At 31.4% G+C, this 20,987-nt stretch carries 21 protein-coding genes; 13 read left to right on the top strand and 8 right to left on the bottom strand.

Translation table 11 applies throughout. The features are described 5' to 3' along the window. The first annotated feature begins 2 nt into the window (after positions 1–2). From Q0958_RS14520 to Q0958_RS14510, 3 genes are read left to right on the top strand one after another with little or no spacing between them, the layout of a single operon-like run. On the top strand, positions 3–1,376 hold the full coding sequence (locus Q0958_RS14520) for an aldehyde dehydrogenase (protein ID WP_299124309.1): 1,374 nt from the start codon (positions 3–5) through the stop codon (positions 1,374–1,376). Position 1,377: 1 nt separating this feature from the next. Next, complete coding sequence (locus tag Q0958_RS14515) at positions 1,378–2,112, top strand: nitroreductase family protein (RefSeq protein WP_299124308.1); 735 nt, start codon at positions 1,378–1,380, stop codon at positions 2,110–2,112. A 1-nt stretch (position 2,113) separates the two neighbouring features. Further along, positions 2,114–2,686, top strand: a complete 573-nt coding sequence (locus tag Q0958_RS14510) for a DUF1131 family protein (RefSeq protein ID WP_299124306.1) — start codon at positions 2,114–2,116, stop codon at positions 2,684–2,686. A 367-nt stretch (positions 2,687–3,053) separates the two neighbouring features. Here the strand turns inward: Q0958_RS14510 and Q0958_RS14505 are convergent, their stop codons facing one another. Continuing rightward, complete coding sequence (locus Q0958_RS14505; RefSeq protein ID WP_299124304.1) at positions 3,054–5,438, bottom strand: penicillin acylase family protein; 2,385 nt, start codon at positions 5,436–5,438, stop codon at positions 3,054–3,056. 73 nt (positions 5,439–5,511) lie between these two features. Here Q0958_RS14505 and Q0958_RS14500 point away from each other — a divergent pair, with 73 nt between their 5' ends. The 6 genes from Q0958_RS14500 (at position 5,512) to Q0958_RS14475 (ending at position 9,617) form a co-directional block, all read left to right on the top strand. Next, a complete protein-coding gene (locus Q0958_RS14500) occupies positions 5,512–6,639 on the top strand; it encodes a DegT/DnrJ/EryC1/StrS family aminotransferase (protein WP_299124302.1) in 1,128 nt (375 codons plus the stop codon). Between the two features lie 18 nt (positions 6,640–6,657). Continuing rightward, entirely contained in the window at positions 6,658–7,074 is a 417-nt protein-coding gene (locus Q0958_RS14495) for an MFS transporter (RefSeq protein WP_299124300.1), read from the top strand. Positions 7,075–7,080: 6 nt separating this feature from the next. After that, positions 7,081–8,088: a UDP-glucose 4-epimerase GalE gene (gene galE, locus Q0958_RS14490; protein WP_299124298.1), complete on the top strand. Its 1,008-nt coding sequence runs from the start codon at positions 7,081–7,083 to the stop codon at positions 8,086–8,088. Between the two features lie 14 nt (positions 8,089–8,102). Continuing rightward, the gene (locus Q0958_RS14485; protein ID WP_150901029.1) at positions 8,103–8,675 is read left to right on the top strand and encodes a Crp/Fnr family transcriptional regulator; all 573 of its coding nucleotides are present in this window, start codon (positions 8,103–8,105) and stop codon (positions 8,673–8,675) included. Between the two features lie 62 nt (positions 8,676–8,737). After that, positions 8,738–9,199, top strand: coding sequence for a carboxymuconolactone decarboxylase family protein (locus tag Q0958_RS14480; protein WP_299124297.1), 462 nt, complete (start codon positions 8,738–8,740; stop codon positions 9,197–9,199). Then, positions 9,189–9,617: a DoxX family protein gene (locus Q0958_RS14475; RefSeq protein ID WP_299124295.1), complete on the top strand. Its 429-nt coding sequence runs from the start codon at positions 9,189–9,191 to the stop codon at positions 9,615–9,617. Before Q0958_RS14480 ends, Q0958_RS14475 begins: the two co-directional genes overlap by 11 nt. A 42-nt stretch (positions 9,618–9,659) precedes the next feature. On the opposite strand, the gene fabD is transcribed toward Q0958_RS14475, so the two are convergent. Beyond that, positions 9,660–10,547, bottom strand: coding sequence for an ACP S-malonyltransferase (fabD, locus tag Q0958_RS14470; protein WP_299124293.1), 888 nt, complete (start codon positions 10,545–10,547; stop codon positions 9,660–9,662). A 130-nt stretch (positions 10,548–10,677) separates the two neighbouring features. Here fabD and Q0958_RS14465 point away from each other — a divergent pair, with 130 nt between their 5' ends. Genes Q0958_RS14465 through Q0958_RS14450 form a run of 4 tightly spaced genes read left to right on the top strand, consistent with a single transcriptional unit; the run spans position 10,678 to position 13,764 of the window. After that, positions 10,678–11,382, top strand: a complete 705-nt coding sequence (locus tag Q0958_RS14465) for a queuosine precursor transporter (RefSeq protein ID WP_299124292.1) — start codon at positions 10,678–10,680, stop codon at positions 11,380–11,382. Between the two features lie 9 nt (positions 11,383–11,391). Beyond that, complete coding sequence (locus tag Q0958_RS14460) at positions 11,392–12,468, top strand: ABC transporter permease (protein WP_299124291.1); 1,077 nt, start codon at positions 11,392–11,394, stop codon at positions 12,466–12,468. A 48-nt stretch (positions 12,469–12,516) separates the two neighbouring features. After that, positions 12,517–12,960, top strand: coding sequence for an acyl-CoA thioesterase (locus Q0958_RS14455; RefSeq protein WP_150901035.1), 444 nt, complete (start codon positions 12,517–12,519; stop codon positions 12,958–12,960). Beyond that, on the top strand, positions 12,961–13,764 hold the full coding sequence (locus Q0958_RS14450) for a DNA/RNA non-specific endonuclease (protein WP_150901036.1): 804 nt from the start codon (positions 12,961–12,963) through the stop codon (positions 13,762–13,764). Positions 13,765–13,778: 14 nt separating this feature from the next. Here Q0958_RS14450 and Q0958_RS14445 read toward each other — a convergent pair whose 3' ends face one another. From Q0958_RS14445 to Q0958_RS14420, 6 genes are all read right to left on the bottom strand, one after another. Beyond that, the gene (locus Q0958_RS14445) at positions 13,779–14,711 is read right to left on the bottom strand and encodes a phosphotransferase (protein WP_299124288.1); all 933 of its coding nucleotides are present in this window, start codon (positions 14,709–14,711) and stop codon (positions 13,779–13,781) included. Between the two features lies 1 nt (position 14,712). Continuing rightward, positions 14,713–16,164, bottom strand: coding sequence for a threonine synthase (gene thrC, locus Q0958_RS14440; RefSeq protein ID WP_299124286.1), 1,452 nt, complete (start codon positions 16,162–16,164; stop codon positions 14,713–14,715). A 3-nt stretch (positions 16,165–16,167) separates the two neighbouring features. Beyond that, positions 16,168–17,118 (bottom strand): hypothetical protein, encoded by a 951-nt coding sequence (locus Q0958_RS14435; RefSeq protein ID WP_299124284.1) that lies wholly within the window; start codon positions 17,116–17,118, stop codon positions 16,168–16,170. Beyond that, positions 17,102–18,070, bottom strand: a complete 969-nt coding sequence (locus Q0958_RS14430; RefSeq protein WP_299124283.1) for a pyridoxal-phosphate dependent enzyme — start codon at positions 18,068–18,070, stop codon at positions 17,102–17,104. The genes Q0958_RS14435 and Q0958_RS14430 overlap by 17 nt, the downstream gene beginning before the upstream one ends. Before the next feature lie 18 nt (positions 18,071–18,088). Continuing rightward, a complete protein-coding gene (locus Q0958_RS14425) occupies positions 18,089–19,564 on the bottom strand; it encodes a M28 family peptidase (RefSeq protein ID WP_299124281.1) in 1,476 nt (491 codons plus the stop codon). A gap of 232 nt (positions 19,565–19,796) precedes the next feature. Next, entirely contained in the window at positions 19,797–20,909 is a 1,113-nt protein-coding gene (locus Q0958_RS14420; RefSeq protein ID WP_299124280.1) for a histidine decarboxylase, read from the bottom strand. Positions 20,910–20,987 lie beyond the last annotated feature (78 nt).

Genomic DNA, 20,987 nt, shown 5'->3' with positions numbered 1-20,987 from the left:
TTATGAATATTAAAGACCTCGTTCTGTCACAAAAAAAATATTTTTCTCAACAGCACACTAAGGATATCTCTTTTAGAAAAGATGCTTTAAAAAGGCTTCAAAAAGAAATTATTAAAAGAGAAGACGACATTATAAAAGCTCTTCATGATGATTTTAAAAAATCTGAATACGAAGCAGTAATGACCGAAACCTCTATAGTACTCGCTGAATTAAAAATGGCTATTAAAAATATTCATTCTTGGAGCAAACCTAAAAGAGTTTTACCTTCTTTATTGAATTTTCCATCATCAGCAAAAATTTACAAAGAACCTTATGGAACTGTTTTAATCATTGCACCCTGGAACTACCCATATCAACTAGCTTTTGCTCCTTTACTGGGTGCTATCTCTGCTGGAAATACCGTAGTTTTAAAACCTTCAGAACTCACTCCTCATGTAAGTAGAATTACCAAAGAAATAGTAGAAGCTGTTTTTGACAAAAAACATGTAGCTGTAATTGAAGGCGGTGTGGATGTTGCTCAAGAATTGTTAGCCCAACGATGGGACTATATTTTCTTTACAGGAAGTGTACCCGTAGGAAGAATAGTAGCAAAAGCTGCTGCTGAACACATTACCCCTGTTACTTTAGAACTTGGAGGAAAAAGCCCATGTATTGTTGACGAAACTGCTAATATAAAGTTAGCAGCTAAACGATTGGTTTGGGGTAAATTTATAAATGGTGGACAAACTTGTATTGCCCCAGATTATTTACTAATTCACGAATCGGTTAAAGATAAATTTACTACTCACTTCAAAGAAGAGTTGATAAAAGCTTATGGCGAAAATCCTCAGAAATCTGATGACTACCCAAGAATTGTAAACACCAGAAATTTTGACCGTTTAGCTCTAATGCTCGATAATGAAAACTTTATTATTGGTGGACAAACCGACAGAGAAGATAGATATATAGCTCCAACCATTATTGACGAACCGAGCTTAGATAGTGAGGTGATGAAAGGTGAAATTTTCGGACCTATTTTTCCATTAATCTCTTATGAAAGCGAAGAAGATATAGCCAAAATTTTAGCTAATTACGACAAACCTTTAGCCTTATACGTGTTTACAACTCGTACTCGTTTTGCAAAAAAAATAATAGCAACTTATTCTTTTGGAGGTGGTACTATAAACGATACAACTGTCCATTTTGCAAATCACAGATTACCTTTTGGTGGTGTAGGTGAAAGTGGAATTGGAGGATACCATGGAAAACAAACTTTTGACACTTTTTCTCACAACAAAGGAGTTGTTACAAGAGGAAATTGGTTAGACATACCTACTAGATATGCACCTTACAAAGGAAAGTTAAAACAGCTAAAATCATTAATGAAGTTTGGGTAGAATGACAGAAAAAACAGTATCTGAAGCTATTAGTTATAGACGCTCTGTAAGAGTATATGACTCTGAAAAAACCATCGACAGTGCTATCGTAAAAAAATGCCTACAACAAGCTAGCTTAGCACCAACAAGTAGTAACATGCAATTGTGGGAGTTTTATCATATTACCTCTAAAGAAACAATTGCTAAAATTGCTCCTTTATGTTTTAATCAAAATGCTGCAAGAACTGCACAACAATTGGTTGTTTTTGTGGTTCGCAAGGATTTATGGCGAAAACGAGCCAAAGCAAACTTATCTTTTATGGATAAAACTTTTGGCAAAAACAATCCAAAATCTGAACAAAGCAGTAGAGAAAAAGTAGCTCGCAACTATTATGGTAAAATAATACCTTTCGCTTACGCTGACTTTATGGGGATTTTAGGTTTTTTTAAATATTTAATGATTTTAATTACTGGATTGTTCCGACCAATATATCGAGAAGTCCGCAATAGCGACATTCGTATTGTAGCTCATAAAACTTGTGGGTTAGCCGCACAAACCTTTATGCTTTCTATGGCGGCCGAAAATTACGACACCTGTCCTATGGAAGGCTCAGACACTTGGAGAGTTAAAAAATTATTAAACATACCAAGTAGTGCAGAAATCAATATGATTGTTTCATGTGGTATTCGAAAACCTGAAGGGGTTTATGGCGAACGTTTTAGAATTCCTTTTAACGAAATTTATAAAGAAATATAACATGAAAAAGCTACTATTTTTTCTTGTACTTATTATATCAACTATAATAAGTTGTAAACAAAAGAAAACCTCTAAAAAAACCACTGAATTTTCCATTACCAATAATGGTATCAATAAGATTAACCTACAAGAATGTATTACGATAGACAGCCTACAAGCTGCTTTTCCTTCTTATACTATTACTTCTAAAGTTGGTCAACAAGACGGACCTGATTATCGTTATTTCGAAGTCTCAAAAGATAGTACTATTCTTAATTTCATTATGAATGAACAAAAAACTTGTATTATTAATGAAATTATTGCTCAAACCAATTTAGCAGACATGTATGGAGTAAAAGTTGGAATGACTTATGAAGAAGTAAAGAAATTACGACCTAACATTTCCCATAAAACAGATTTTCATTTTCATACCACTTTATCTGAACCTAACTCAAATTTACAATACGAAATATCTGGAACTTACAATGGTCCAGACAAACAAGATTTTATTTATGAAGAGGTGAAAAAATGGAAAGTAGTACAGTTTATAATTAAACAGCATAACTTGGTGGGTAGCGCAAAACCTGCCAATTAAACTTAATAAGATCACTCAACCCCCTATGTATATTCTTCCTATAATTATTCTCTTAGCTCTAGTTTATACAATTTACAACAAAATAAAATATACCAAATTTCGAAATAATTCAAAAAAAATAAAAGCAACTATATTTGAATATAGAAAAGAAAAAGGGCCTTTTAGAAATGATTTCACCTTATTAAATTACCCATACGTAAAAATTGATTTAGATAACAACGAATACATAATACAGAAATTAAGTTATGCCGACAATTACTCATCCCCCTTTATGATAGGAGAACAAGTTTATGTCTTTTGATATGAAGATAAATTATTATACTGGAATGCTTATGATAGAGGAATCTATAAATACTTCCCTAAAAAATTACTTTCTTGGAATGAAGACTAATTTATTTTCACTCTTTTCAATCTCTGTTTGATTTATTTTCATTTTTACAAACTCTCCGTTTACATACTTTTGAGCCTGATCTTTATAATATGGACTAAATACATTTCCTGATTGACCTGTTGGTACTATAGCTATGCTATTTCCAACATCAGAAAAATCAATTACTCTACGAGTTGATGGTCCTGCTGTAATTTTATAATACCCTGTACTATCCAATTTAAAAATCTGATTATTAATCACCTCATTACCTCCAATAGTTTCAAAAGGACCTACATTAAAAAATTTACGTAAAGCTCCTCCTGCTTTTCCTATTGCATGTTCATACTCTACACTAATTACTCTTTTCCACATCCAGTTATCTACATTCTCTCCCAATTGATTTTGTAAAAACTCAACTGCTTCTGTAAAAGCCTTTGTAATGATTTCTTCTCGAGTTTCAACTTTATCTTTGGTTAATATATTATCCCACCATACAGACTCTTTTCTTTTAGACTGCTGAGCCAATACCTGGTCTTGCAATTGAGTATCTATAAATAACTGAAAGCTACTCCCCAGTTCATCTTTATAAGTTTCTTTTAAAAACGCATATAGGAATCTATTGTAAATAGTAGCCCCAACACTTTCTTTAGGGTAATCACCTTTCCATTTTTTTAAAACTGAATAGGCTTTTTTTGCTGATGGAGACAATGATTCTTTATCTACTCCTTCTAATAAACTCTTAGAGATATCAGCAACAGCTGGTGAAGTTACATCATAAATCATTTCAGCAACATCCTGTTTTGTAAAATCGTTTTTAGCCTCTAACAATTCTACTATTCTTTTAGCTCTATCTTCTGGCTGATAATATCCTGGGTACAATTTACCTCTTACTGAATCTGGTTGATTATTTGCCGAATACACATAATTCCAAGTTGGATTCACTGCTTGTGGATTCTCTTTAAAATCTAAATATTCTTGAATTTCATCTTCACCAGAAGCTCCATTTAAATACATTCTTGACGATAGACGATCTCTTAACTGATATAATTTAGCAGAAGCAAACCAACCTACGTTTCCTTTTGCATCTCCATACATTACATTTAGTCCTGGTGCGTGAATATAAGATGCTCCTTTCTTAAAACCTTCTATTGATTTTGCATGAGACATTAAATAAGATGCCTCCAACACTTGATTAGGCAATTGTGTATAAATCCAATTCATCGCCACTGGTTTATCATCTTTAACATGTTCTATTAAGCCATTCATAACAGGACCATGTTTACTTACTTTTACCTGATAAGTTGTATCTGTCCCTCCTTTTACCTTAATTGTTTTATCTACTAATTTATATTTTTGATAACCTTCAGATGTTTTATATTCATTAGCATTTTCTGGATTATTTTCTTCAACATAAAAATTCAAATCATCATTTGCTAACATGGTTAATCCGTAAGCATATTCTTTATTATGACCTAACAAAGGAAATGGCATTAAAGCCAAATTAAATCCATAAATTTCATAGTCAGGAGTTTTTAAATGACTCTGATACCACACTGATGGCTGTGAAAATGCAATATGAGGGTCGTTTGCAAAAATTACTTTTCCATTCTTTGTTTTCTGTGGAGCTATTACCCATGAATTACTTCCTATAAAAGGAGAAACAGGTAGTTTTTCCATAATTTCCTGAACAGCAACTGATAACTCTGCTTGAATCTTTTCTTTATTATTTGATTTATTAATTGTTAAATTCTCTTGATATGAATTCATCAACTCATTAATATAAGCCTCTCCCAGCTTTTCTTTTACTTCGGTTAACAGAGGATCAGTTTTATGTGCGATTGCAAAACTAAAAGCCATATAACCAAACACATTATACACATCCTTTATGGTATATTTTTCTTTATCTACTCCAACTAAATAATATTCTAAGGGAGTAGTTCCTTCTTCTATAAATTGATTAACTCCTTTTAAATAAGCTTCAGTCATTTTATAAGCTTCAGAGTTCTTATCTAAATTTTGAATTGTTTTATTCGCAGCCTCTTCAATTCCTAAACCTGAAAAAAACTTATCTACTCTTACTAAATCTTTGCCAAAAAGCTCTGCTAATCTTCCTGCTGCAATTCTTCTTATCAATTCCATTTGCCATAATCTATCTTGTGCATGCACATAGCCAAGAGCTGTATAAGCATCTTTTTGATTTTCTGCATTAATATGTGGAACACCAACTTCGTCGTAATACACAGTAACATTATTTGAAATATCAGCTAATTCGAGCTCTCCACTATACTTTGGATGTAATGTTTTGGTAAATAACCACACTCCTACGATTAATAAAACAACTAGAATAACTACAATTTTTAGACCTCTTTTTAATAACTTCATTTAAGACTGATTTTCTTCAAAGATAACAGAAATTTAATTCGTATTTTTGATGTTCTAAAAATTCATTTTTCAGATGAAAAAAATACAAATGGTTGACTTACAAAGTCAATATCAAAACATAAAAGATGTTGTAGATGCATCTATTCAAGAAGTTTTAAATTCATCAGCATATATTAACGGTCCTTACGTTAAAGAATTTCAAGCTGATTTAGAAAAATATCTAGGAGTAAAACATGTAATTCCATGTGCAAATGGTACTGATGCTTTGCAAATTGCCATGATGGGATTAGGTTTAGAGCAAGGAGATGAAGTTATTACAGCTGATTTTACCTTTGCTGCAACTGTAGAAGTTATTGGTTTATTAAAATTAACTCCAGTTCTAGTTGATGTAGAACCAGACACTTTCAACATGGATATTGAAGCTTTAAAAAAAGCTATCACTCCTAAAACTAAAGCAATTGTACCTGTACATTTATTTGGTCAATGTGCTAACATGGAAGCTGTTTTAGCTGTTGCTAAAGAACATAACTTATTTGTTATTGAAGATAATGCACAAGCTATTGGTGCTGATTACACTTTCTCTGACGGAACTAAGAAAAAAGCAGGAACTATGGGGAATGTAGGAACTACTTCTTTCTTCCCTTCTAAAAATTTAGGTTGCTACGGTGACGGTGGAGCAATTTTTACTAATGATGATGAATTAGCACACACCTTAAGAGGAATGGTAAATCATGGAATGTACAAACGTTATTACCATGATGTAGTAGGAGTAAATTCTCGTTTAGATTCTGTACAAGCCGCTGTTTTAAAAGCTAAACTACCTTTACTAGATTCTTATTGCGACGCTCGTAGAGAAGCTGCAATGTATTATACTGAAGCATTTGCTACTAATACCAATATTATTACTCCTGCAATTAGTGTTTTCTCAACTCATGTTTTTCATCAATATACTTTGAGAATTACAAACGGAAAACGAGATGAATTACATCAACATTTGCTAGAGAATAATATTCCAAATGCGATTTATTACCCAGTTCCGTTACATGCTCAAAAAGCATATCAGGATGATCGTTATAATGAAGATGATTTTACAATTACAAATCAGTTAATAGACGAGGTAATTTCCTTACCAATGCACACTGAATTAAGTGAAGAGCAATTATCGTTTATTACTAAAACTGTAAACGAATTTGTAGGGTAACACATACTCGTACTCGCTATGAATCAGAAAATAAAAACACTTAAAATAATACACTTAGCCTTAGTAGCTGGAGTAACGTTTGCGTATTTTTTAATTGGAGATTTTAAAAACATCTTAAATCTTGAAATAGATGACTCTTCATTAATTTATTCATTTATTCCAGCACTGGCTTATGTTTCAAGTAATTTTATTTTTAGAAATATTCTCAATAAAATAAAAGAAGACACTTCTGACGATGAAAAGTTTGCAATCTTTCAAAGTGCTTCCGTTGTTAAATGGGGTATACTGGAAGCTGCTTGTTTTTTAATTTTATTTTTAAAACCAGACTTTCTTTTATTTGGAGTAATTCTTTTATTTTACTTATTACTTCTAGCCCCCAAGGAAGATAAAATATTCAATCTTTTAAAGATTAAAAATCCCACTTTTGAAAAATAGCTTATTATGAAAAAAATATTAGTTACAGGAGGCTTAGGTTTTATAGGTTCACACACTGTAGTTGAATTACAAAATGAAGGTTTTGATGTAGTAATTATTGACGATTTATCCAACTCTAAAATTGAAGTTTTAGATAACATTACTTCTATTACAGGTATAAAACCAGATTTTCATCAATTAGACTTACGAATAAAAGCAGATGTAAAAAAGTTTTTTGACCATAATACCATTGATGGTGTTATTCATTTTGCTGCTTTTAAAGCTGTTGGTGAAAGTGTAAATAAGCCATTAGATTATTATGAAAATAATATTGGGAGCTTAGTTTATTTATTACAAGAAATGCGTGATCGAAATATTGATAATTTTATTTTTAGTTCGTCATGTATGGCTTATGGTACTCCTGAAAAACTTCCTATTACAGAGAGTACTCCTTCTAACAAAGCTGCTTCTACTTATGCTAATACTAAGCAAATTGGAGAAGAAATTTTAGAAGAAAGTTGTAATGCCTATGGTATGAATGCTATTACACTTAGATATTTTAACCCTATAGGAGCACATTCAAGTGCTAAAATTGGGGAACTTCCTAATGGTGTACCTCAAAACTTAATACCTTTTATAACACAAACTGTTGCTGGTATTCGTGAACAATTATCTGTTTTTGGAAACGATTATCCTACTGAGGACGGAACTGCTATTAGAGATTATATTCATGTTGTAGATTTAGCTAAAGCCCATATTATTGCTTTGCAACGTTTATTAAATAAGAAGAATAAGAAAAACTTTGAACTATTTAATATAGGAACTGGTACGGGAAGCTCTGTTATGCAAATAATTAATGCTTTTGAAAAGGCTACCAACAAAAAATTAAACTACAAAATAGTAGATAGAAGACCTGGTGATATCAAAGCTATTTATGCTGATACTACATTTGCTAACGAAGAATTAAACTGGAAAACAGAAAAAACACTTGAAGAAGCTTTACTTTCCGCTTGGAAGTGGCAAGAAAATCAATAAATTTTATTTAGAAAATGAAGCATCAACTTAAAAAATATATGAATAGGTATGCTTCATTTTCTGATAAAGAAGTAGATCTTTTTTTTACTTATTTGGAAGTCAATACTTATAGTAAAAAAGATGTTCTATTAAATGTTAATCAAGTTTGCAAACACCATTATTTTATTATTGAAGGCTTACTGAGAGCCCATTATATTAATGAAAAAGGTAATGATAAAACAATACAATTTGCTATTGAAAATTGGTGGATTACCAATTTAGAAAGCTACGTAAGAGAAACTCCTTCTACTTTTATAATTGATGCTTTAGAAAAGTCAATTATCCTCTCAATAAGTAAAGAAAACTTAGAAAAAGCCTTTGTTCAAATTCCAAAATTAGAACGTCTTTTTAGAAAAATTGCAGAAAATACATTGATTGCTATACAACGTAAAAACGAATATTACTTAAACCTAAGTAGTAAAGAACGATTTATTACGCTACTTGAAAGTATTCCTGATTTCTTGCAAAGGGTTCCCATGTACATGATTGCTTCCTATTTAGATATGACTCCAGAATATTTAAGTGAAATAAGAAAAAGTATTTCTTAAGATATCTTAAGTAGATTCGGTTTTTCGAGTCCTAATTTTGTAATACACTTAAAAATAAAATTATGGAACGAATCTCTTACAACGAAGTACCTAAAGGAATGTTTGACGTATTAATGTCTGTTGAAAACTATATAAACAATGCTCCTATCGATTTACAACTTTTAGAATTAATCCGCTACAGAGCAGCTATTTTAAACGGTTGTTCTTATTGTGTAGACATGCACTCTAAAGAATTAAAACATATTAGAGAAACTGATGTTAGATTGCATGCCGTTAGTATTTGGAACAGTACACCTTATTTTTCTGAAAAAGAGCAATCAATACTCGCTTTTACAGATGCTATAACACACACAAGCTACGACCCTATACCTGAAGAACTCTTTCAAAACTTAACTAAATATTTTACGAAAGAAGAAATAGCTTACTTAACATTGGCAATTGCTCAAATTAACAGCTGGACTCGCTTAATGAAGTCGTTTAAATTTACTCCAGGGAATTACAAAGTAAGTCAAAATGAAAAATAAATATCTGAAGTTATTTTTACGGCTATCCATAGCATTTGGTTTTTTATCGGCTGTTGCTGACCGCTTTGGACTTTACTCTAAAGAAATTTCTACTTGGGGAAATTGGAACTCTTTTGTTGATTTTACTCATTTAATAAATCCTTGGTTTCCAAAAATTATAATTCCTAGCCTAGCTATTATAGCTACAATTTTAGAAATTGCTTTAGCTATTTGCTTATTATTAGGTTATAAAACTCAATTAACAGCTAAACTCAGTGGAGTGTTACTTTTAATTTTTGGTTTAAGTATGACTTTTTCTTTAGGCATAAAACCTCCTTTAGATTATTCTGTTTTTGGTATTTCAGCTGCTGCCTTTGCCTTGAGTAATTTTAATGAGCCTTATTTAGAAATTGACACTCTTATTCCCAATAAAAAATGATGCATAAAAAAAGCCGCTTTATAAGCGGCTTTTTAAATTATTTTAAGCTTCAAAACTAGCTCCACTAGCTGAAACACTTCTATCTATTTTTCTCATTAATCCTTGTAAAACTTTACCTGGACCAACCTCAACAAATTCAGTACCTCCATCAGCAATCATAGCTTGTATACATTGAGTCCATTTTACTGGTGCTGTTAATTGTGCTATTAAATTTTCTTTAATCTCTTCTGGATTAGTAACTGCTTTTGCTGGTACATTTTGATATACAGGGCAAGTTGGCTCATTAAAAGTAGTTTCTTGAATTGCAGCTGCTAATTCCTCACGTGCAGGTTCCATCATTGGTGAATGGAATGCTCCTCCTACTGGTAATACTAATGCTCTTCTTGCTCCTTTTTCTGTTAAAACCTCACATGCTTTTTCTATTGCTTCTACCTCACCAGAAATTACTAACTGACCTGGACAATTGTAATTTGCAGCAACAACTACTCCGTCAATTTCAGCACAAGCATCCTCTACTACTTTGTCTTCTAACCCTAAAACTGCAGCCATAGTTGATGGTTTTATTTCACACGCTTTTTGCATTGCCATAGCCCTTTTAGAAACTAATGTTAATCCATCTTCAAATGACAACACTCCGTTAGCCACTAAAGCAGATAATTCTCCTAAAGAGTGTCCTGCTACCATTTCAGGTTTAAAATCGTCACCTAATACTTTTGCTAAAATTACTGAATGTAAAAATATAGCTGGTTGTGTTACTTTAGTTTGCTTTAACTCTTCTGCAGTTCCTTCAAACATTATATCTGTAATACTAAATCCTAGTATTTCATTTGCTTTTTCAAATAGCTCTTGAGCTAGTGGAGATTTTTCATATAAATCTAATCCCATCCCAGTAAACTGTGCTCCTTGTCCTGGAAAAATATATGCTTTCATCTTTTATTTTCTGTTTTTGTTAATTGAATGGTGTAATTACTATATCAATTTCACCTAATTAGATTGTTGTTTGTTTTATGCTGCAAACATACACATTTTTAAAATCATTATTAATTAGTAACTTCGTTCTATGACTGCACAACAGAAAAACCAAGCTCAGCTAATATATCTTATTTTAGCCGCTTTATTTATTGCTTCATTAGTAACCTCTAACCTTATTTTTCAAAAATTTTTTTATTGGTATCCATTTGATATGGAAATTTTTGGTGCAAAACTTTTTGAAATATCTGTTGGACTACTTCCATATCCTATTACTTTTTTAATTACCGATGTATTATCTGAAATCTATGGTAGAAAAAAAGCTAACCAAGTAGTAATTGCTGGTATTTTTGCCTCTTTATTTTCATTAGTAATTATATATTTAGGTAAATATGCTCCTGCAACGGAATGGTCTCCAGTAAACAACAGTACATTTGATTTAGTTTTTGGAGCAACTCCTTTAGCTGTTTTAGCTTCAATGCTTGCCTACTTATTTGCCCAATTTATTGATATTAGAATTTATCATTTTTGGAAAAACTTTACCAAAGGGAGACATTTATGGCTGCGTAATAACTTTTCTACGTTTGCATCTCAGTTTATAGATACTCTTACTGTACTTTTACTATTATGCTCTTTTGAAATAATTGCTTGGGATAAATTTGGAGGTCTTTTAATTAGTGGTGTTATTTTTAAAATTATGATTGCTGCTATAGATACTCCGGTACTTTATATCTTAGTTTATGCTTTTCGAAAAAAATTCAACTTAAAAGTTGGTGAAGAAATTACCAATATCTAATTTCGGCTCATGAAGAATTCTAATTCTCTTTGGCAAATTGCTATCCAAAAATTTAAGCAAAGTAAAACAGGAATGTTTAGTTTTTGGTTTATTATTCTTTGCGGTTTTACTGCGGTTTTTTGCTATGTTTTAGCACCAGACAATAGTAATTCTGCCAATCAGATGCATTTAGAAATTCATTCAAAACCTCCTGGGTTTTCTCTTCAAATGCTAAGTATTCCTTCTGAAAAGGAAAACGGTCAATCTTGGTTTTCCATCTTTATGAACGGGAAACAAAACTCAAACACTGAAGTCCCTATCAAATCTTACTCTGTACAAAACAACCTTCTAGAAGTTGTAAAATATTCTGATAACTTAACGAAAACATATCCTCTTTCTTTATTCAATAATACTCCTGAAGAATATATTGAACAAAAAACATTTTGGTTTGGTACCGATAAATATGGTCGTGATTTGTTAAGCAGATTATTAATAGGTGCTAGAATTTCTTTCTTCATTGGTTTTATAGCTGTTTTTATTTCTCTTTTAATTGGAATTCCAATTGGTGCTATTGCTGGATATTTTGGTGGAAAAATAGATGATTTTATTATGTGGGTTATCAATATTACTTGGTCTATTCCTACTCTTTTATTGGTAATTGCAATCACATTAGCCTTAGGAAAAGGTTTTTGGCAAGTATTTATCGCAGTAGGTTTAACTATGTGGGTGGAAGTAGCTCGTGTGGTTCGTGGACAAGTAATTACCACTAAACAACAACAATATGTTGAAGCAGCTAAGGCTTTAGGTTTTTCTGACTTTAGAATTATTTTTAAACATATTTTACCTAATATTTTAGCTCCTATTATTGTTATATCTGCAGCTAATTTTGCTGCTGCCATTTTAATTGAAAGCGGTTTAAGTTTTTTAGGTATCGGTGCGCAACCTCCAACTCCTTCTTGGGGTGCTATGATTAAAAATCATTATAACTACATTATTCTTGGTAAGCCTTTTCTAGCTATAATTCCCGGATTAGCAATTATGAGTTTGGTAATGGCTTTTATGCTTATTGGTAATACACTCCGCGATGCTTTAGATGTTAAATCTTAACAGCTGATACTTTAATTTTGTACTTTCGTTTTTCAAAAAAAATTACAAATGAGTTTTAGTGTACAATTTAAAACACGATGGGCAGATTTTGATGCCAACATACACATGCGTCATACCGCATATAATGATTATGCTGCAGAAGTAAGATTGCGTTTTTTTAAAGAGCATAATATTACCATTCAAGATTTTTCTAAGGAAAATACTGGCCCTATTTTATTTGAAGAGAACACCAAGTTTTTACGTGAAATACATATGGGCACTGATATTACTGTTAACTTAAAAGTTATCGGTTTATCTAGTAAAGGTGAGCGTTGGAAAATTCAACATGAAGTTTTTAATGAAGAAGGTAAGCTTTCTGCTATTATTACTGTTTATGGTGCTTGGTTAGACTTAGTAAAAAGAAAATTAACTGAACCACCAGTTAAGTTTCAAACTATTTTTAATGAAGTTGAAAAAACTGAAGATTTTAAAGAAATTGTATTAAAAAGTTAAATGAGTACATCAAGAAAAATAAAACTTATTGTTTCTATAGCTGTTTTCATCATTGCTTATTGGTTAAAACAAAAAGAAACTCCTACTCATACCTCAACAGAAGAGACTACAAAATCGAGTAACACAAGTTTTAATTTTCTACCAACTTCAACAACGGGAGCCATTATTAAGCATAATGGTTATCAATTATCATACAACGAGCAACATGAGCAAGCAGAATGGGTTGCTTATTCTTTAGACAAAAAAGATATTGTTTATAATAACTTTAAGCGTCCATTTTTTATTGATGACCCTAAAGTAAGAACAAAATCCGCTAGTTGGAGAAATTATAAAAACTCTGGATATGACAAAGGCCATCTTTGTCCAGCTGCAGATAAGCGCTATTCTAAAGAAGCACATGACGAAACTTTTTATACTTCTAATGTAAGTCCTCAAAAACACGATTTTAATGCTGGAATTTGGAATAAATTAGAACAAAAAACTCGTTATTGGGCTAAGAAGTATGAGCATTTATATGTGGTTACTGGTGGTATTTTAAAACCTAATTTAAAAACCATAGGTAAAGACAAAGTGAGTGTTCCTAATGAATTTTATAAAATAATTTTAGACTACACTCAACCAGAAATTAAAGCCATTGCTTTTTTATTACCTCATCAAGAAAGTAAATTACCTTTATATAATTTTGTTGTTTCTATTGATGAAATTGAGCGAAAAACTAATATTGATTTTTTCCCTGAATTACCTGATGATATAGAAACAAAATTAGAAGCAAATAGTAATTATAAGGCTTGGAGTTTTAGATAATCCAAGCCTTATTTTTATGATACAAAATAGCTATCTGGCAAACTTCGAGTAAAATCTGCCAAATTTCTCATCGCTATATAATGGTTTTTCTTTTCGGGAATTATATTCACATAATTAAAATTCTGATGTCTCCAAAAAGCTGTTGCTGCTGCTCCATAAACTGTAAATGCTTTCAATGCTTTTTTCTCTTGGTCTAACAGTTTTATTTTACTTTCATATCCTTTTAATAAACTCTTCATTTTTTTGGAGTTCAATTCTTCACCTTCTGCACAGGTACCAATAATCATCATACCAATATCAAACACTCTATAGTAATAACTAGCTTCTTCGAAATCCATAATAGTAGCTTTTTTTCCATCCTTGCTTACAATAATGTTATTAAAAAAGATATCACTATGAATCAGTGCTTTTGGCAAATCGGTATTGATATAACTTTCTATATACTCTTGAATTTCTTTTAACCATTTATAAAAGATAGATTCTGGTGCATATACTTTTACTTCATCAAATCGTTCAATTCCATAACTAACGGTTTCTGATAAATATTCTGGAGCTTCTACTTGGTGTAATGTTGCCAATTCTTTTCCTAGATAAATTAAAATATCTTCTGATAAATCTTCAACAATATCTCCTTCCAAATATGCTTTTAGTATAATTGGTTTATTATTCCAAACTGGCACAAAGCTGTTACTTACTGTTTTAATTATTTTAGATGTTGAAAAATTATTTTTATTCAGATGCACTAATAAATTAGCTAGTTCTGTTGCTTGCTCTAATGATTTTTGTTCGCAAATTGTTAGCACATAATTATTGATAGCTGTTTTTACCAAATAATTAGTATTCTCTGAACCACCACTTAACACATTATACGATTCTACTTCATTAATTCCATAATAGTTTAAAATGGTATGTAAATCTTTATCCTTTAAAACTGTATACTGTGCCATATTATGCTCCTTTAGTTAAATCCCAATTTGTTTCCATTGCATGCATCAACGCTTCTTCTAAATGCTCGTAGTCACATAAATGTACCTTTTCACAACGCTTTTTAGCTATTTCTATACTCTGATGAGTTGCTTGTGCAGGTAGCTCTTTTGTTATTAAGGCTTTCTTTATTATTTCTGGGAACTTAGCAGGATGTGCTGTAGCTAAGCAAATTAATTTTTCCTTTCCTAACTGTTGTTTTAACACATCTGTTGCTTGTAGAGAAACCGCTCCATGAGGGTCTAATAAATAGTTTTCACTTGTATAAATTTCATTTATTAAAGTAAGTGTTTCTACATCGGTTGCACTATTTGATAAAAACCCTTTTCTATAAGTTTCAAAAGTTTCTTCATCAAACTTTAAGTTGCCTGTTTCTTTAAAAGAATCCATCCAATTTTTTATTTTTTCAGCATCCTTATCAATACTAAAATATAAGTACCTCCAAAAGTTAAACGGAATTAAAATATCTATTGCCGATGATGCTGTTTCATGGATTGCTTCTTTTGTAAATTCTCCTTTTGAAAAAATACGATCTAAACAAGCATTTTTGTTATTTGCTGCAACTAAGTACTTAATTGGAAGTCCCATTTTTCTTGCCAAACTTCCTGCACATAAATTTCCAAATCCTCCAGAAGGCACCGACATATTTACTTTTTCTCCTACTTCATCTACCACTTGTAAATAGCCATAAAAATAATGTACCGTTTGCATCATTACTCGTCCCCAGTTAATTGAATTCACACTCGATAAATTCAATTTTTCTTTAAAAGTCTTATTGGCATAAAACTTACTAATAACTGCATCCAAATCATCTCCTCCATCGGGGCAATTTGTCACTCCTACTGGATGTATATTTGCATCTTGTAAAGTAGTCATTTGACGCTCTTGCTCTTCTGTAATCAATCCTTTTGGATATAATACCCAAGCGTCTATGTTTGATTTTCCTGCTGCAAAATACGCTGTAGCTGGACCTGTATCACCTGTAGTGGCTACAATTACTGAAAGATGTTCTTTTCTTCTTTCTAAGAAAAAATTAACCAAGTTTACTAAGAATGCTAAACCTACATCTTTAAATGAAATTGTAGGTCCATAAAACAATTCCATTATAAAGGTATCCTTTCTAGTTTTTAATGGATACAAAGGAATTATTTCTTCTTTTTCAAAAGGCGCATAAGCTGTTTTAAGTATGCCTTTTAATTCTTCTTCTGATACTATTGACCTATCTATAAACAAGGATAATATTTCAAATGCTAAATCTACATAACCTAAACCTTTCCACTCTTTTAATTGATCTAAGGTAATCTCAGGTAATTCTTCTGGCACATACAATCCTCCGTCTACTGCAAAACCATCTAATATTGCTGTTTCAAAATCTACTGGTTCTCCTCCTCCTTTGTTACTAACAAATTTCAACATCTTTTATTCTTTTATATAATTTATATAAACCGCTTTGGTAATCATAATATCTTGTACTGCTACCCCAGTTAAATCTACCACCGTTATCTGTTCATCATTTAAACGTTGTAATGTTGGGTCTTGAATAGCTGTTCCTAATTCTATCACTGAACTTTCAGTTATAGCTCCGTCTTTAACTGCTCTATATATTTCTCCTCTACTTTTACTTTGTGGAATACTGTCTGCAATTACTATAGAAGCTTTTTTTAACAACTCACTTTCTAACTCTTGTTTATGTTCTGTATCTGAACCTACAGCTGTAATATGCGTTCCTTGTTGAATATCTTCTGCCTTTAATAAAGCTATTTCTGAAGGAGTTGTAGTTAATATTAGATTACTGTTTTTAGCTACTTCTGATGGATTTTCGGCTATATTTATATCAAAGTCAATCCCTAGTTCTTCTACAAATTTCGCTACATTTTCCTTGTTACGTCCCCAAAGCCAAACCTTAGTACAAGGTGTATGTTTTTGTAAATACTGCAACTGTAATTTTGCCTGTATTCCTGTTCCTATAATTCCTACTGATTTTATATTCTTAGGTGCAAAATATTTAGCTGCCAAAGCTCCTGCAGCTGCTGTTCGTATATCGGTTAAATAGCCTTCATCTAGCAAAACTCCTTTAGGAACTCCTGTCTTTTGATCAAATAACAGCATTAATCCCTGACTTGATGGTAGTCCTATCTTCGGATTATCATAAAAACCAGAGGCTATTTTAATAACATAATAGTCATCATTTTTTATATATCCGTATTTGATATGTGCATCTCCTTTAGGTTCTTCAAACAATAACTCTCCTACTGGTGGTACTATTGTATTTCCATTACTATATTGTACAAACCCTTCTTCCATAGCAGAAACTACATCTATATCTGCTACTATTTTTTTTATTTCTTCAAGATTAATAACAATCGCCATATGCTTCGTTTATTTCTTTTAGTAATTGTTTATTTATTTTTTTTCCTGTTAATACCAACACCACATTTTTATATTCTTTTGAAATATCTTCTTTTAATAATGCTGCCACTGGTACAGCTGATGTTGGTTCTACAATTATATCATGATGTTTATATAAAAACGCTACTGCTTTTTTTATCTCTTCTTCTGTTACTAGTTTAACCTCTTCTAAATGCTTTTTACAAATATCATAGGTTATTGCATTTGCTTCTATTCCCCCAGCTGCTGCATCGGCGATGGTATTTAATGTACTCGGTTCTACGATATGATTATATTTTATAGAATCATACATTTCAGAAGCATTTTCAGGTTGACAACCTATTACTTTTACTTTTTCATTTTCTGAAAAATAAGAAGCTATCCCCGATATTAATCCTCCGCCTCCAATTGGCACTAGTACTGCACTAACTTCTGGTAATTCTTCTGCTATTTCAACCGCAATGGTTCCTTGTCCTTTGATAATTTCAACATCATTGTATGGATGGATTAAAATTCCTTCAATATCCTTTGCATATTGAGTTGCTTTATTTTCTGTTTCTACACTCGTATCTCCATACAATACTTTGTCCAATTTATATTTAGACAAGCTCTTAAGTTTCTCTGAAGCAACATTTTTAGGTAAAAATAGCTTAGCTTTAAAATCAAATTTCTCTGAGGCTAAACCAAAAGCCGCTGCATGATTCCCTGTTGATGCCGCTACAAAAGTTTTACCAAATTCCTCAGAACTTAAACTCTTTACTTTATTTAAAACTCCTCTTATTTTGAAGGAACTAGTGAGTTGTAAATACTCTTTTTTTAAGTATACATTTACTCCTGAAATTTCACTTAACTTTTCTGAATACTCTAGAGGTGTTTTATAAATATCGTTTTTAATATTTTCATAAACACGCTCTATATCTGTTTTAGAAATCACTTTTCTTAGTATCTATAATTAGTTAGGAAAATTAGCATCTACACTTTCAATAAACTGTTCAATTAACGCAACTACATTGGTATAAAACACTGGATTTGTATTTTTAAAATCGTCAGTAGGTTTATGATAGTCTGGGTGATCTTCTTCACTAAAAGTTATGTTTGGAATTCCTTTTTCATGAAATGGCCCATTATCTGACGAATACATCCAGTAATCTTTTGTTTTATCGTTTGGATCATCGTGACCGTAAGAAACTTTTAACGGACTCGTTTTTGCTATTTTTTCCACCACAGGTTTAAATTGTGGATATGGATACGTTCCTACTACATAAATTTCATTATTAGGATTACGACTTATCATATCAAAGTTGATATCTAACTTTATATTAGCTAGAGGTACTGGTGGATTTTCTACAAAATACTTTGACCCATGTAAGCCTAATTCTTCTGCATCAAAAGCTGAAAATATAATTGAATGCTCTGGTTTGTTTTTAGTAAAATACTTTGCCAGAACTAATAAAGCTGCGGTCCCTGACGCATTATCATCAGCTCCATTAAATATTACACCATCTACAATTCCCATATGATCGTAATGCGCTCCTATGACAATATATTTATCAGGATTTGTTTTTCCTTTTATATATCCTACTATATTGGTTGCTGGTCGTTTCTTTTTGGTTTTTTCATCAACAAAATCAAATGGAGACTTATAACTATCGTTAAATTTTTCTAAGCCTAATGTTTTGAAGTAATTGATTATTAACTCCTGTGCTTTTTGATTTTTTCCTGTACCTCTTCCCGCAAACTCTTCTGATGATAATGTTTTTTGCAAACTCAACAGTTCAGATAAATCATTCGTTAATACTTTATACTTTTTAATTTCATCAGGTTTCATCCAATGAATACTCTCAGCAGGTGCTGCTTGTAGTGTATACCAATAAAAGTCTGTTGGTATATCCATTTCCTTGTAGTAGTCTAAATATTTTTTATGAGAAGGATCTTCTTTAGGGAATTTGTCTCCCCCTTTACTTCCATCAGACCAAGAGTGAACTCCTAATTTGGCACTTGGATGTGCATTTCTTTTAGTTCCTGCTAAAAACATATCTGTTCCACCAGATGCCACCATTCCATTTTTTGGTAAATATGTATTTATCTTTCGTTTTCTAATTTCTTGAGATGCTACTAAATTTACCTCATCATCTATTGATCCACCTACATCTTCCATTGCAATTGTTGTTACTTGTGGATTCTTATCTAGTACATTTTTGATATCTTCTAAGGTATTTCCATAAATAATCCCTTTCATATACAAAGTATCCTTTGTTTTCTGACCTTCTTTAAAATAGAATTCTGCTACACTCTCATCTGAAAGTTTAAGTAATAGTTTTTGTCCAAAAGTTGACCCAAATATTAGTTGAGGAAAAAAATAAAGAAGTCCAATTCCTATTACTAAAACCGTTAATAAACCAATAAATAGTTTTTTCAATTTTCTCATATATTATGTTTTTAAAAATTGGTGTAAAAAAAATCTCCGTACACCAATTAGTTATTACTAATTAAGGTATACGGAGATTTCCGTAAGAAATAAAACTTATCTTCCCAATGTCTTCCTTAAGATAGAAAATAAGCTTGCAATAATTATATTGCTATTAATTCTTCTGATTACAAATTTAAAGAATTTTGGTCAAATTTCAAAAAAACTGAAAATCAACAAAATAACAAACTCATTAGGCTAGCACTTCAAGTACTAAGAGTTCTTTTTCATAATCTTCTATAAAAGTATCTATTTGGCTTTTTTCAATTCCTGGGGTACAAATAATATGTGCTATAGTATCTTCTGATGCTAATTGATATTTTTCACATAAACCTTTCGACGGCTTATCTAAAACTACCGTTAAAGCATCATTGTTTCTCCAAGCATTTACACCAATTTCTTTCAACCTCATTTCAGTATAAGCTGCTAACTTTTGCGATTCCCTTGTACGTTTTATCAATCCTTCTTTACCATGTTTCTTTATAAACGACCATAAAAACAATGGTGTTAATCCATTTCTAGACCCTGTAATTGTAGTATCTAAGGTTCCTACATAGGATACTGAATTTACAATACGGTTTCTGTGTTTCCTCTTTGCCAAAACAATTCCACATGGTATTGGTCCTCCAATAAACTTATGTCCAGAAATAGAAACACTATCAATTCCTTCAGCAAAATCAAACTTTGGTTTTGGGTCTACAAACGGTGCTATACAACCTAAAAATGCTGCATCGCAGTGTATATAGTAATCTTTGATTGCATACTTTTTAATTAACTTTTTCACTCTATCCAAATCATCAACAGCCTCGGTCATTGTAGTTCCTATATTTAAAAAGAAAACTGCGGGTCTGTCTCTATTAAGGATTAAAAGACTTTCTAAATCTTCATAATCCATTTCTCCATTAGACTGACTTCTTACTACAATACTTTTTAAATTCAATAAATGTAAATTCTTTTTTACACTATAATGCGTAGACTCACTATAATACACTATAGGGTTATTAAAGCTCTCTCTTGCTAAATACAAACCATAAAGATTTCCTTCAGTTCCTCCATTTGTAATGTAGCCCCAAGTTTCTTTGGTATTGGTTGATAATATATCAGCAAAAAAAGAAATAACTTCTCTCTCCACATCTTTAGTATCTATTGACAAGGTAGATGGTGATTCTGGATCTCCCACATTATTAATACATAAATTTAAAAAGGGAGCAAATTCTTTATAATCAAAATCTTTTGCTAAAGGATACCCTAAAAACCTCGATGAACTTTCACTAATTCTATTATAAATCTCTTCTATTCTTTCCATTTCTATTATATGTATAAAATTCTCCCCCAAAGTTACATGAAAGAATAAATTACCAAAAACAAGTTTTAAAATAACTAA

Origin of the sequence: uncultured Tenacibaculum sp., assembly GCF_947499065.1 — a bacterium.
In the GTDB taxonomy this organism is placed as follows: Bacteria; Bacteroidota; Bacteroidia; order Flavobacteriales; family Flavobacteriaceae; genus Polaribacter.
Note: the sequence above shows the minus strand (reverse complement) of the source record. Positions and strands in the feature narration are given on the sequence as shown.